This window comes from Streptomyces sp. RG80 (genome assembly GCF_040446465.1).
Taxonomy (GTDB): domain Bacteria; phylum Actinomycetota; class Actinomycetes; order Streptomycetales; family Streptomycetaceae; genus Streptomyces.
Genome location: NZ_JBEAAJ010000002.1, coordinates 703,817 through 717,175 on the forward strand (window position 1 = coordinate 703,817; position 13,359 = coordinate 717,175).

The following is a 13,359-nucleotide window of genomic DNA, read 5'->3' on the forward strand; positions in this document are numbered from 1 at the left end:
CGGGGGACGGCAGCACATGACCACGGAAACAGAGCAGTCGACGACCAGGGGGACCGTCTCCCGGCTCGAGTCCTTCATCGACGCGATGATCGACATGGGCCAGACGGGCCAGATCTTCGGCGAGCACGGCATCGGCAAGACGGCGACGTTCTTCGCGCACATCGCCCGCGCCCACCCCGGCACCACCCTGGTGTACGTCCCGGCGGCGAACCTGACACCGGACGACCTGCTGGTCAACGCGCCGGTGCGCGATCCGCACACCGGTGAACTGGTGCTGCGCCAGCTGGTGATGAGCCAGTTGAAGCCGGGCACACCGTTCGTGCTGCTCATCGACGACTCGCTGCAGGCGGGCGACACCATCCAGTCGCAGCTGATGCAGATCGCCTGCAACTGGACGCTGGGCGAGCACGATCTGCGCGCGCTCGGCTGTGTCGGCGTGTTCCTGACCGACAACGAGTCCCTCGCGGAGACCTCGGCCCGGCGCGGCGACCTGGCGCTCCTGGACCGTATGGTCACGCTGCGGATCACCGCCAACGACACGTCCTGGCGCAGGCATCTGGCGGGCAAGTACCGCCCGTGGGACCTGCGTCCGGTGTTCTCCCTCTGGGCCTCCCTCTCCCCCGCCCTGCGCGAACTGCTCTCCCCGCGCACCCTCGACCACGTCCTGGCCAACGCCAAGGAGGGCTTCCCCCTGCGCTGGGGCCTGCCCCTGGTCGACGGCGAGCGGCTGCGGCTGGCCGAGCCCGGGCCCGACGGCAAACCCGGCCAGAACCGTACGCACGAGATCCTGGACCGGATCGCCGCGTCGGTGGGCGTGGCCAACCCGTCCACCGTCCCCGACCCGGTACGTCAGGTCCTGCGCGCCGCGCTGCGCAACCGCTGGACGGTGCTGCTCCAGGGCCCGCCCGGATGCGGCAAGACGGAACTGGTGCGGGAGACGGTGCGCGAGGGGCTCGGCAGGGACCCCCTGTACTTCTCGCTGCCGGTGACCAACGTCGAGGACCTGTGCGCGCCGATCCCCTCGTCCGACGGCACCCTCGACAACCTCCTCGCCGCGCACTTCACCGGCCCCGAGCCGAAGGCGATCGTCTGGGACGAGTACAACCGGCCCAAGGACAAGGCCGCGTTCGCCAAGCTCATGGAGATCACCCAGGAGTGGTCGCTGGCCGGACGCCGGATCGAGAACCTGCGCGCCCAGATCGCCGTCCAGAACCCGCCGTACCACCTCGGCCGCAAGCTGCTGGTGTCCCGGAACAACATCGCGCAGGCCACGCGGTTCACCGCCACGCTGGAGGTGCGCCCCGAGGACATCCCGGCCAACGAGTGGCTGCTCGCCCGGTACGGCGCGGACGCCGAGACGGTCCTGGAGTGGTGGAAGCACGACATCGACGACGACGGCCGCGCCTGGATCACCAAGCGCACCCTGGAGCGGCTCATCAAGCTGCACCGGCGCGGTCTGCCGCTGGAGATGGGCACGGTCTACCTGGGTGACGGCGAGTACGCGCCCGTGCCCCTGACGGCGCTCATGGATCGCCTGAAGGGCCGCCAGGTCACGGGCCTGCGCGAGCTCGCGCGCGACGCCGACGCGTGGGAGGCCCGGCTGCGCCGCGCCGCCGCGCACTCCGGCGAGGGCGGCGACGACAGCGACGTCGTCCACCAGATCCTCGCCAACGCGGAGCTGTCCCAGCTGAAGAAGCACCGCGCGGTGGTGACCCGCCTGGTGGCGCTGCTGCCGGCGAAGCTGCGGGCGACGTATCTCGTGGGCGCCTCCGAGCGGCAGCAGCGGTTCTGGACGGAGGTCTTCATGGCGATGCGGAGACCGTGAGCCGGTAGGGGGTGGGTTTCAGGCCGTGGTGTCGTCGGGCGGTGCCGTCCGGTGGACGCTGCGGACGGCGGCCACGTCGGCCGGGACCGGCGGTCGGGGGACGTGGGCGCTGAGCGCCTCGAGGCGGCGTTTGACGCTGGCGGCGATGCCCTGGCCCAGGACGAAGCGCGTGGCCGTGACGGCTCGGGGCGCGGCGTCGAGGAGGCGGTGGGCCTCGCGGCTGCGCATGCCGGTGTGGGTGAGGACGAGGTGGGTCAGGCGGTGCTCGGCGGCTGCCAGGTTCTGGGCGATCGTCTCGGCGGCTGCCAGGTCGACGTGGTTGTCCGCGGCGCCCAGCACGGCCGCCGCACGGACCCGGCCGAGGTCCAGCAGGGTGACGCCGGCCGCGGTGGCCGCCGTCACCAGCCGGGCGAGGGCCCGCGGTGAGATGCCGTTGCTGGCCGCGGCGAGGCGGGTGAGCCGACCGTGCGGCGCCCGCTCCAGCGCCTCGGCCAGTCGAAGCGCTCCCGCGTCCCCCAACCGGGCGGCGGAGACGTACAGTTCGTCGATCGCGCCCGCCGCCACGACCGCGCCGAGCGCCTCCGCTCCAGCCGCCCCGAGCGGGTTGCCGCCGACGAAGAGCCGCTCGATGCGGCGGCCGTTCCCGGCGGCCGCGAGCAGCGCGTCGGCGAGGACGGCGGCGCCCGCCGGGTCGAGCCCGGTCTGGACGAGGTCGAGGGTGCGCAACGAGCGTGCCGACTCGATGAGTTCGGCCGCCGCACGGCCGCCCCCGGCGCCCAGAGGGTTGCGTTTCAGCCATACCCCGGTGACGACCTGGGGCGAGGCCCGTAGCTGGTCGGCGATCCGGCAGGCGCCGCCCGCGGTGATGCCGTTGCAGCCGAGGTAGAGCGTCTCCACGTCCTCGCTCGCCCCCGCCACGGCTGCCGCCCCGGTGTCGCCGAGGCCGTCCGTGCCGAGCAGCAGGTGCCGTACCGGAGAGGGGCCCTGGGCCAGCGCCTCGGCGACCAGCGCGGCGCCCTCGACGCCCAGCTCCTGCTTGCACAGGTCGAGCCGGCCGTCGGGCAGGGCCGTACCCGCGGGGAAGTCCAGCCGCTCACCGGCCGGCCGCCCGGCGCGCAACCAGTCGAGGAGTGGGGCGAGTTCGGCGACCGGACGGGGCACGACGGACGGGACACCGGCGAAGGGGGCACCGGGGCCCTCGCCCTCGCGTTCCTCGTCCGCGCTCACCACTCCGCCTCCCGGTAGTCCTTCAGGAACACCCCGGACACGGGGTCCCCCGCCTCGCCCCGCACGATCGGGTCGTACACCCGGGCCGCCCCGTCCACTACGTCCAGCGGCGTCCGGAACCCGGCCCCGGCCATCCGGGCCTTCTTCGGCGCCGGGTTCTCGTCGGTGATCCAGCCGGTGTCGACGGCGCACATGTGCACGCCCCGCTCGGCGAGTTCGGCGGCGCTGGTGCGGGTGAGCATGTTGAGGGCGGCCTTGGCCATGTTGGTGTGGGGATGCCCGGCCATCTTGTTGCGGACGGCGAAACGGCCCTCCACGGCGGTCACGTTGACCACGTACCGGCGCGGGTGCGGCGAGGCGAGCAGCAGCGGCAGCAGCCGGTCGCAGAGCAGGGCCGGGGCCAGGGCGTTGACGAGCTGGGTCTCCAGCACCTCGGCCGGGTCGAGGGCGCCGAGCCGGGCCGACCAGGAGTTCTCCGGGGACGGGTCGGGCAGCAGTCCGGCCTCGTCGGCCTCGCGCAGGGCCGCGGGTAGGGACGCGGCGCCGCTCTCCAGCATCCGCATCGGTGTGAAGCCGGGCGCCTGCCGGGCGCCCTCGGGCAGCGCGGCGTACTCCCCGGAAGCGAGGAGCGCATACGACTGGGGCGGCCTGCGCACGGTCTGCGCGGCGTTGTTGACGAGGATGTCCAGCGGCTCGCCCTCCTGCCGCAACTCCTCGCACAGGCCGAGGACTTGGCGGGGGTCGCGCAGGTCGACGGCGAGCACGGTGAGCCGGTCGAGCCACTTCTCGCTGCCCGGCCCGGCGCGGAAGCGGCGCACGGTGTCGTGCGGGAAGCGGGAGGTCACCAGGAGTTCCGCGCCGTCGCGCAACATCATCAGCGCCAGCTGGAAGCCGATCTTCACCCGGCCGCCGGTGAGCAGGACCCGGCGGCCGGCGAGGTCGGTGCTCAGCTCCCGCCGAGTCGTGTTGTCGGCGGCGCAGGCGGGGCAGAGACGGTGGTAGAAGGCATCGACGTGTCGATAGGGCGACTTGCAGACGTAGCAGGTGCGGGGCTTGCGGAAGACACCCGTGGTGCCGGACCCGGCCAGCGGCGCGTCCTCACGCCGGTCGAGCGCGCCGGTCGCGGTCGCGGCCATGGCCTCCGCGTCGGCTGCGGCGGCTTCGGCGCCCCGCTCCTTGCGCCGCCGCAGCCGTCCGTCGCGGGCGAAGGAGGCGGCGACCTGCTCGGCGCGCAGCCGTACGGGGTCGTCGACGGGGAGGGCGCGCAGCTTGCCCACGACATGGTGGAAAGCGGCCAGTTCCGCGTCCGTGACGGCCTCCGTGCCCGCCCCGGCCATGCCCTCGGTGATCGCCTCGCCCATGTCCCGTCGTTCCCGCCCGTGTTCGTCCTGCCGCGGTCCCGACCGGATTCGAACCGGCGTATCCGCCCTGACAAGGCGGCGAGTCTGCCTCTGCTCTACGGGACCCCGCACGCATCCGGACGACCGGATTCGAACCGGCGTGTTCGCCTGTGCAGGGCGGTGCGCCTGCCTCTGCGCTACGTCCGGACGCGCCCCCGGATCCTAACCGCACCGCCGATGGCCGGTCGCACCGATTTACGGGAGGCCTTGGCGGTGCAACGGTGCCCGCAGGGGGTGAACACCATGGCCCAGACCCATGAGTGGATGTTCTACGAGGTCATGTGGCGCGGCTGGGCGGGTCGGGACCGGGTCCCGTATCCCGTGCCCTGGTGGGCGCAGCAGGCCTTCCGACGCTGGAGCGACGACTTCGACTCCGGCACCTACGAATCGAAGGAGGCGGCCTTCGCGTCCAACGCGCTGTACCGGTACTGGCACATGGTCGGCGTCAAGGACCACCGTCAGGAGTCCCTGATCGGCCAGGCCGGCGAGATCGAGCCGGTCTACGACAAGTACAGCCTCTCGTTCTTCCTGTACGACCCGGCCACGCATGCCTTACGGCTGCCCCAACTCCCGGACGGCGGACGGGTGGAGCAGCGGTTGGAGGCTCCCCATCTGCCGGTCGTGCTGACGACGTTCCGCACCGCGGAGGATGTCGAGTTCGTGCAGCGCACCTTCGCCGGGACCGTCGGGGCGAACGCGCGGGACCTGGTCGTCACCCGGGTGACCGTGGGCAGCCCGACCGGGCGGGAACGCACGGGGCTGCTGTGCGCGGCGGTGCTGCCGGCCGGGCCGAGCGGTTTCCAGCGGCACGATCGCAACGGACGCCAGATCACCGACCGGCGGCTGACGTTCCTGCGCCATCTGCCGGACGAGCAGCGGGTGGAGACCAACTCGGGCTGGGGCCCGGTCTTCGACACCGCGCCCGAGAGTTACGGGGTCTACGGCAACACGGACTTCTCCTTCGACCCCGACACCTATCTCACCCGCAGCGCCTTCCACGACCTGGTCGTCGGCGGCAAGCTGAACGGCGCCCTGGAGGCGCAGGACCAGGTGGCGGGGCTGTGCAGCGCGGTGTTCGCGTGGCCGTTCCGGGTGGCCGAGGGCGAGGTCTTCGAGATCGACGTACGGCTGCCGGTGGGCGAGTTCTCCGGCGCAACCGACCTCGCGGAGCTGCGCGGCACACCGGCCGCCGAACTGGAGTCGGCCAACCGGGACTTCTGGACGGCGAAGCTCCTCGGACAGGGGCTCCAGCCCGGGCTGCCGCGCCCGGTGGCGCATCTCGCCGACCAGTTCCGGCAGGCGCGTGCACAGCTGCTGATCCTGTCCGACCACGGTGAGATCCATCCGGGCCCCACCGTGTACGACTCGTTCTGGATCCGCGACTCCTCCGTCGAGGCGACGGCGTGCTCCCTCGTCGGTGACTCGGCCCTGGCGGAACGGCAGTTGGGCACCCACTACCCGCTGAAGTTCAACCGCGGGACGGGCCGGATCGGCCCATGTGCCGAGTACGGCTTCTACGGCGGTCCGCACGAGAAGGACGACCGCGAGTGGGACAGCAACGGCCAAGCCCTGTGGGCGATCGGCCGGTTCGACCGCACGAGCGGCCGACAGGCCGCGTTCGGCGCCAAGTTGTACGTGCCGTACGTGCTCGACGCGGCCCGCTGGCTGCGCGACAACCGTGACGGGTACGGCCTGCTGCACAGCGGCTGGAGCGCCGAGCACCTCGGTGAGCGCGACAAACCGCACTACTGGGACGACTTCTGGGGACTGGCCGGTCTCCACGAGGCGGCCCGGCTCGCCGAGCGCATCGGGGCGCCGGAGGTCCCCGAACTGTGGGGCGCCTTCGACGACTTCAAGCGCGCCACCGGCGACTCCATCCGCTGGGTGCTGGACGAGCAGCGCCGGCGCGGCGCCTGGGAGACGTACATCCCGACCGGGCCCGGGGACGTCGGCCGGCGCGACTCGACGATGATCGGCGCGGCCGCCTACTTCCATCCGCTGCGTCTGCACATGGGCAGCAAGCTGGGCGACGACATCGACCGGGCGGCCCGCTTCACGCTCGACACCATGTACGCGCACTTCGTCACCGGCGGCTTCCGGCACGACGCCGCCTGGTACGCCTACGGGCCGTACCTGACCATGCAGTTGGCGCACGCCTACCTGCTCGCCGGGAACCCGGAACGCATGGACGAACTGCTCGGCTGGACCTTCGACACGGGCTTCCCGGACGTGGCGGGACGGGCGGCGGCCCTCGGCGCGTGGAACGAGCAGCACGCGTACCCGGTGGCGTCCGACTTCGCCGAAGTCCCCTTCGGCCGCTGGTACATGGGCGACATCCCGCACGGCTGGGCGGCCGCCGAGTATCTGCTGCTGATCCGCGACATCCTCTTCTTCGAGGCCGACGAGGACCGCGACCCGCATGTGTACATCGCTCCCGGTGTACGGCCGCACTGGGTGCCGGGGGACGAGAAGGTCACCGTGGACGCGGCCCCCACGCTCTTCGGCTCGCCGTTCGGCTACCGGCTCGCCCACGACCCGGCCGCGCGGACGGTGACGGTGGACATCACCCAGGCGCCGCAGGGCGTTCGGTTCGTCTATCCGTGCCGGTTCGGCGAGGTGCGCTCGGCCGAGGCGAACGGGCAGGCGCTCGCCGTGACCGGCCAGGACGTGCGGGTGCCGGCGGGTACGTGGCGGTTCAGCGTGACGTACGCGTGAGCGGAAGGGCGGCCGAAGGAGGGCTCAGCGGGAAGGAGGGCTCAGCGGGGTGTACGCCTGATCTCCAGGCGTTCCTTCTCCGACAGGCCGCCCCAGACGCCGAAGCGTTCGTCGTTGTCGAGCGCGTACTCCAGGCAGGCGGAGCGGATCGGGCACAGGCCGCAGATCCGCTTCGCCTCCCGTACGGAGCTGCCCGGCTCCGGGAAGAAGAAGTCACCGCCGGTCTGCGCGCACAACGCCTCGTCCTGCCAGTCCGGGCCGGGCGGCGTGATCGTTTCGATGAGCATGTCCAGGATCGTGCCGGGCGGCGAAAAACGTTCGATCAACGCGGGATCAACGCCGCGTTCACGGGCCTCCGGCCGCCTTGATGGTCCTCCGCCGCACGGCGTGGCGCACGGCGGCGCGCGGAATCGTATGAAAACTGGGAGAGGCTCGACGGTCACGGATGGTCACCGCCCGGGGCGATTGTCAGTGGGCGGTGCAAGACTCGGCAGTGCAGGCAACGGGACCCCTATGAGGAGGGGCAGAGATGCTCACCACCCGTTATGTCACCGGCGCCCCGAACTGGATCGATCTCGGTACCCCCGACATCGACGGCGCCGCGTCCTTCTACGGCGCGCTGTTCGGCTGGCGGTTCCAGCCCGGGCCGCCCGAGGTCGGCGGTTACGGCTTCTTCCAACTGGACGGCAGGACGGCCGCGGCCGGTATGCGGACCGGCCCCGAGCAGGGCCCGCCGTCCTGGACGGTGTACTTCCAGACCCCGGACGCGGACGCCACGGCGAAGGCGGCCGAGCAGGCGCACGGCGCGGTGCTGATGCAGCCCATGGACGTCATGGACCAGGGCCGGATGGCGATCCTCGCCGACAAGGCGGGCGTGTCCTTCGGCATCTGGCAGCCGGGGCGCAACAAGGGCCTCGACGTCGTCCAGGAGCCCGGCTCGCTGTGCTGGCTGGAGCTGTACACACCGGACCAGCCCGCCGCCGCGTTCTTCTACAACGCCGTCCTCGGCCTGGAGACCTACGGCGTCGACTTCCCCGGCGGCACGTACACCACGCTCAACCCCGCCGGCGGCACCGAGGACGCGATGTTCGGCGGCATCGTCCCCCTGGCCGAGTCCACCGAGGAGACGGAGCCGTACTGGCTCCCGTACTTCGAGGTCACCGACACGGAGGCGGTCGCCGCCAAGGCGGCGGAGCTCGGCGGCACGATCCGCATGCCGGCCACGGACATCGAGGGCGTCGGCAGCGTCGCCCGGCTGGCCGATCCGTACGGGGCCCGGTTCGCGGTGATCAAGAGCGCGCCGATGGAGGGCTGACGCCGGTGGAGAGCTGACGCCGGTGGAGGGCTGACGGGGCAAGGCGGGCCGGGAAGTCCACCTCCGGCGGAGCGCTCAGGCGGAGGCCCGTCGGACCAGCGTCGTCGGCAGCACGACCCCCGTCGACGCGCCCCCCGTCCCCCGCAGCAGCAGCCGTGCCATCAACCGCCCCATCTCCTCGATGTCCTGACGGATGGTCGTGAGCGGGGGGTCGGTCTGTTCCGCGAGGGGCAGCATGTCGTCGAAGCCGATGACGGCGACGTCCTCGGGAACCCGCCTCCCCTGCTCGCGCAGGACCCGCAGGGCTCCGGACGCGGCGAGGTCGTTCGCGGCGAAGACGGCGTCCACGTCCGGGCAGCGGTCGAGAAGCTCACGCATCGCCCGCTCGCCCCCGGCCGGGGTGAAGTCCCCCTCGACGACCAGCCGGGGATCGCCGTCGCCCATGACGTCCCGGAAGCCCTCCAGCCGGTCCGCCGCCGACGTCTGGTCGAGGGCGCCGGTGATGTGTGCGACGCGGCTGCGACCGAGCCCCACGAGATGGCGTACGGCGTCCCGCGCGCCGCCCCGGTTGTCGCTGTCGACGTACACCACGTCATCGGCCCCGCCGCCGTTCCAGCCCGGCCGGCCGCCGAACACGGTCGGGATCCCGGCGCCCTGGATCAACCCGGGCAGCGGATCGTCCAGGTGCAGGGAGAAGACGAGCGCCCCGTCGACATGGCCCCCGGCGAGGTACCGGCCCACGCGGGCGTGGTCGTCCCGGCCCTCGGTCAGCAGCAGTACGAGCTGGTTGTCGTGAGCCGTCAACTCCTTGCTGATTCCCCTGAGTTGCAGCGCGAAGAAGGGGTCGGCGAAGACCCGTGTCTCCGGCTCGGCGACCACGACGGCGACCGCGTCGTGCCGGCGCGTCACCAGGCTTCGGGCGGCCTGGTTGGGCACGTACCCGAGCTCCTCCACCGCCCGCCGGACCCGCTCGACGAGCGGCTCCCTGACCCCGTCGCCGCCGTTCACCACCCGGGACACGGTGGCCCGCGAGACCCCGGCCCGCGCGGCCACGGCCTCCAGCGTGGGACGCGGCGCTGTCTCGGTCACTTCGGGGCCCTCCTCGCGGTTGCGGATCAGGATAGCCCTGGTCCGCGGGAGGATGAGAGCGCTCTCCGAAGGCCGGAACCCCCTGGCGGGGGGATCGGGACGGGCTCGCCTCGCCCGTCAGTGTTCGTGGCCGGGTGCGTGCGGCTCGTACCCCGGGATCGTGCCGTCCGTCTTCTTCACCAGGAACAACCCCACCATCCCCATGTCGGAGTGGCTCTGGACATGGCAGTGGTACATCCACGCGCCGGCCCCCACCCCCTCCCCCGCGATGACCTGGAAGCCGAAGGAGTCCGCCGGGCCCACGATCTTGTTGTCGATGACCTGGCTGGGGTCGTCGGGGCCGGTGAGCATGCCGGTGCGGTTGTCGGCCCAGCGGTGACCGTGCATGTGGAAGGTGTGGTAGTACTCGCCGTGCGTGATCATCACGAACTCGACGCGATCACCCACCGTGGCCTCGAAGTCGGGCCCGGAGTGCGCCGGCTTGTTGTTGATGAGCATGTCGTTGAAGACGATCGTGTGGGTCGCGTCCGGCAGGACGTCGCCCTTGCGGCGGACGATCACCGGACCGTACAGGCCCTTGCGGATGCCGATCGTGCCGTGCTCGGTGCCGACCACGTGGTCGTGGTAGTGCCAGTAGCCCGCGCTGCCCGCCCGCCAGGTGCCGTCCTTGCGGCGGCCCGGGGCGTGGGTGCGCCAGGTGTAGGTGCGGGTGCCGCCGGGCTCGACGTCGCTCTTGTTCAACTTGGTTCCGTCGCTGGTGATCTCGTAGTCCAGGCCGTGGACGTGGAGGCTCACCGGGATGTCCATGGTGTTCTCGAACTCGATGTGGGCCGTGTCGCCCTCGTTGAGCTCGATGAGCGGACCGGGGACCGTCGCCTTGCCCTTCTCGAAGCCGTAGCCCAGCTGCCCGTCGGCGAGCTTCTCGGCGTACAGCTTGATGCGTCTCACCTCGCCCCCGGCCGGCGCGGTTCTCGCCGTGCCGTCGGCGCTCGCGGCGTCCGGCGCCAGGGACAACGATGTCGCGGTGGCCGCGACACCGACCGCGGTCGCGCCGCCCAGCAGTACCGCGCGCCGGTTGAACCCGCGTCTGTCCATGCGGAACTCCCCACCCTGATACGGAATTTGCGGAGGCGTACCTGTGATGAACCTGTGAGACGGTACCGGCGCTTCCGCTGTTTATCCACACTCAGGACAAAGTTGGCCCCAACTCGGTCATAGGTATTGGCGAGTTGCGCAAAGAGGTCTAGCTTCCATCGCGCTGTCGCTGTGACCGAGGAGGTGCCCATGCACTTACGAGGGTTGAGCACGAGAAGACGGATCTGCGTGGCGGGTGTGACCGCCGGGGTCGTCGTCGCCGGACTGCTGGCGGGTCCCGCCGCCAGCGCGCGTCCAGCCCCCGAACCACCCCTGACAACGATGTCCATCAAGTCGCCGCCGGGCGGCGCGAACGTACGTGTGCTGCTCTTCTACGGATCCGCCGCCTCCGGCGAGGAGTCGCCGGTGGTCAACGCGGGCATCGCGGCGATCGAGAGGATCGGGCTGACCGGGCCCACCGAGCAGCGGTTCAAGACCGTGGCGACCGATGACGCCTCGGTGTTCACCGATGAGACGAAGCTCGGTCGCTACAACGCGATCGTCTTCCTGACCGGCGGCGGTGACATCCTCGATCCGGAGCAGGAGGCGGGACTCGAGGCCTACATGGAGGCCGGCGGCGGTTTCGTCGGCATCCATGACGCCGCCCGCGCCGAGCCGTACTCGGACTGGTTCACCGGTCTGGTCGGCGCCCGTCCGGCGGCCGGTAGTCCAACGGCCGTACAGCGGGCGGTCGTCGAGGTCGGCGACCGCGGGCATCCGGCCACCAAGGACCTTCCGGTGCAGTGGAAGCGTCCCGACCAGTGGTTCAACTGGGCCAAGAACCCGTCGGGCACGGTGCACACCGTCGCGCGGGTACGCGAGTCCACGTACCAGCCGGGCACCGGCAAGAACGGCTGGGACCATCCGGTGAGTTGGTGCCGTGACTACGACGGCGGCCGCTCCTTCTACACCGGCATGGGCGGCACGGCCTCGTCGTACGACGAGACCGACTTCCGCGCGCATCTGCGCGGCGCGCTGATGTGGACCACCCGGCTGGTGCGGGCCGACTGCAAGGCGACCATCACCGGCAACTACAAGGCCGAGCGCCTCACCCAGCCCAACCAGGCCGGTCAGAACGACCAGATCGGCGAGCCGCACGGCCTGGTCGCCGCGCCCGACGGCCGGGTGCTCTACATCGGCCGGGGCGGCGCGGACTCCTCGCAGCCCGTCGTCACCGACTGGAACAACCCCGACATCGGCAAGGGCAAGGGCGAGATCCACGTCTACGACCCGAAGACCAAGAAGGTCACCCTGGCGGGGGCGTTGACCGTCTTCGGCAACAAGGGCGGCGGCGACGAACTGGTCAAGGTCGAGGAGGGTCTGCTCGGTATCGAGCTCGATCCTCGGTTCGAGCAGAACGGGTGGGTGTATCTGCACTACACCCCGCACTCGCAGATCAACCGCGACACCCGCATGGCCGAGCGACGCGTCTCCCGCTTCACGCTCGACCTCGCCACCAACAAGCTGGACCTGGGCAGCGAGAAGGTGCTGCTCAAGTGGCCGGTACAGATCCACAGTTGCTGCCACGCGGGCGGCGGGATGACCTGGGACTCCCAGGGCAACCTGTACATCGCGACCGGCGACAACAACTCCAGCCGCTTCAGCGACGGTTACTCCGGCAACAACCCGGAGCCCAACTTCAAGGGCGTCTCCTTCGCCGACGCGCGCCGCACCGCCGGCAACACCAACAACCTCAACGGCAAGATCCTGCGCATCCATCCGGAACCGGACGGCACGTACACGCTGCCCGCCGGCAACCTCTTCACCGGCCGGGAGACCGAGGAGGGCGGCGGCAAGACGCGCGGCGAGATCTATGTGATGGGGGTCAGGAACCCCGCCCGTATCTTCGTCGACCGCAAGACCGACGTCCTGTACGCCGGTTGGGTCGGTCCGGACGCCTCGGCGCCCTCGACGACCTGGGGTCCGGCCAAGTACGACACGTTCGCCGTCATCACCAAGGCGAGCAACCGGGGTTGGCCGTACTGCATGGGCAACAAGCAGCCCTACCGGGACCGCAATCTGCCCGACCCGACGAAACCGCTGGGCTGGTACGACTGCGACCACCCGAAGAACGAGTCCCCGAACAACGACGGCCTCGTCAACCTGCCGCCGGTCACCGGCAACAACATCTGGTACTCGCCCCAGGGCGGCGCACCGGACTTCCCGCGCGACGCGAACGGCATCCCCTCCTACAAGCAGGAGGAGTCCACGTATCTGCTTCCGTGGCTGAAGGGCGGCGGACAGGCCGCGATGAACGGGCCGGTCTACCGCTACGACGCGGCGAGCGCGGGGGAGGCCGCCTGGCCTTCGTACTGGGACGGCAAGTGGTTCGTCGGCGACTTCTACGACGCCGACCAGCCGCGCAACGCCGTCATCACCGACCCGAAGACACACGGTGACGGCGGACTGCCGGTGCACTCGGAGTCGTTGAAGAAGATCGTGCCGATCGGCAACGACGGCATCAGGAACCTCATGGACTGGAAGTTCGGTCCGGACGGCTCGCTTTACGTCCTCGACTACGGCCGTGGCTTCTTCACCTCGGACGCCAAGTCGGCGCTGTGGCGGGTCGGTTACCAGGGCGGCGCCGCGACACCGGCCGCCGATCAGCTGGCGAGAGGGGCGGCGCAGTGAGGCGGCAGCGAAGAGGCCGGGCG

Annotated in this window: 9 protein-coding genes and 2 tRNA genes; 4 read left to right on the plus strand and 7 right to left on the minus strand. The window is 71.2% G+C overall.

Translation table 11 applies throughout. The features are described 5' to 3' along the window. Positions 1-16 precede the first annotated feature (16 nt). Positions 17-1,825 (plus strand): AAA family ATPase, encoded by a 1,809-nt coding sequence (locus ABKA17_RS09305; RefSeq protein ID WP_353691423.1) that lies wholly within the window; start codon positions 17-19, stop codon positions 1,823-1,825. A gap of 18 nt (positions 1,826-1,843) precedes the next feature. Here the strand turns inward: ABKA17_RS09305 and ABKA17_RS09310 are convergent, their stop codons facing one another. The 4 genes from ABKA17_RS09310 to ABKA17_RS09325 all read right to left on the minus strand — a co-directional run bounded on the left by ABKA17_RS09310 (position 1,844) and on the right by ABKA17_RS09325 (position 4,599). Further along, the gene (locus ABKA17_RS09310; protein WP_353691424.1) at positions 1,844-3,052 is read right to left on the minus strand and encodes a leucine-rich repeat domain-containing protein; all 1,209 of its coding nucleotides are present in this window, start codon (positions 3,050-3,052) and stop codon (positions 1,844-1,846) included. Further along, entirely contained in the window at positions 3,049-4,413 is a 1,365-nt protein-coding gene (locus ABKA17_RS09315; protein WP_502994175.1) for an SDR family NAD(P)-dependent oxidoreductase, read from the minus strand. The genes ABKA17_RS09310 and ABKA17_RS09315 overlap by 4 nt, the downstream gene beginning before the upstream one ends. A gap of 33 nt (positions 4,414-4,446) precedes the next feature. Next, positions 4,447-4,518, minus strand: a tRNA-Asp gene (locus ABKA17_RS09320). Positions 4,519-4,527: 9 nt separating this feature from the next. Continuing rightward, positions 4,528-4,599 (minus strand) — tRNA-Cys (locus ABKA17_RS09325). 96 nt (positions 4,600-4,695) lie between these two features. Here ABKA17_RS09325 and ABKA17_RS09330 point away from each other — a divergent pair. Next, positions 4,696-7,167, plus strand: coding sequence for a glucosidase family protein (locus ABKA17_RS09330; protein WP_353691425.1), 2,472 nt, complete (start codon positions 4,696-4,698; stop codon positions 7,165-7,167). A gap of 41 nt (positions 7,168-7,208) precedes the next feature. Here ABKA17_RS09330 and ABKA17_RS09335 read toward each other — a convergent pair whose 3' ends face one another. Continuing rightward, on the minus strand, positions 7,209-7,493 hold the full coding sequence (locus ABKA17_RS09335) for a WhiB family transcriptional regulator (protein WP_502994176.1): 285 nt from the start codon (positions 7,491-7,493) through the stop codon (positions 7,209-7,211). Positions 7,494-7,696: 203 nt separating this feature from the next. Between ABKA17_RS09335 and ABKA17_RS09340 the strand changes: the two genes are divergently transcribed. Next, a complete protein-coding gene (locus ABKA17_RS09340; RefSeq protein WP_353691427.1) occupies positions 7,697-8,482 on the plus strand; it encodes a VOC family protein in 786 nt (261 codons plus the stop codon). Between the two features lie 75 nt (positions 8,483-8,557). Here the strand turns inward: ABKA17_RS09340 and ABKA17_RS09345 are convergent, their stop codons facing one another. Both ABKA17_RS09345 and ABKA17_RS09350 read right to left on the minus strand, forming a co-directional pair. Then, positions 8,558-9,571, minus strand: coding sequence for a LacI family DNA-binding transcriptional regulator (locus tag ABKA17_RS09345; protein WP_353691428.1), 1,014 nt, complete (start codon positions 9,569-9,571; stop codon positions 8,558-8,560). A 117-nt stretch (positions 9,572-9,688) separates the two neighbouring features. Beyond that, complete coding sequence (locus tag ABKA17_RS09350) at positions 9,689-10,666, minus strand: multicopper oxidase domain-containing protein (protein ID WP_353691429.1); 978 nt, start codon at positions 10,664-10,666, stop codon at positions 9,689-9,691. A 189-nt stretch (positions 10,667-10,855) separates the two neighbouring features. Here ABKA17_RS09350 and ABKA17_RS09355 point away from each other — a divergent pair, with 189 nt between their 5' ends. Then, positions 10,856-13,336 (plus strand): ThuA domain-containing protein, encoded by a 2,481-nt coding sequence (locus ABKA17_RS09355; RefSeq protein WP_353691430.1) that lies wholly within the window; start codon positions 10,856-10,858, stop codon positions 13,334-13,336. Positions 13,337-13,359 lie beyond the last annotated feature (23 nt).

Excerpts from the sequence above, each read along its gene's own strand:
- ABKA17_RS09305 (WP_353691423.1), top strand. The coding sequence starts at position 17 with ATGACCACGGAAACAGAGCAGTCGACGACCAGGGGGACCGTCTCCCGG.
- ABKA17_RS09315 (WP_502994175.1), bottom strand. The coding sequence starts at position 4,413 with ATGGGCGAGGCGATCACCGAGGGCATGGCCGGGGCGGGCACGGAGGCC.
- ABKA17_RS09330 (WP_353691425.1), top strand. The coding sequence starts at position 4,696 with ATGGCCCAGACCCATGAGTGGATGTTCTACGAGGTCATGTGGCGCGGC.
- ABKA17_RS09340 (WP_353691427.1), top strand. The coding sequence starts at position 7,697 with ATGCTCACCACCCGTTATGTCACCGGCGCCCCGAACTGGATCGATCTC.
- ABKA17_RS09350 (WP_353691429.1), bottom strand. The coding sequence starts at position 10,666 with ATGGACAGACGCGGGTTCAACCGGCGCGCGGTACTGCTGGGCGGCGCG.
- ABKA17_RS09355 (WP_353691430.1), top strand. The coding sequence starts at position 10,856 with ATGCACTTACGAGGGTTGAGCACGAGAAGACGGATCTGCGTGGCGGGT.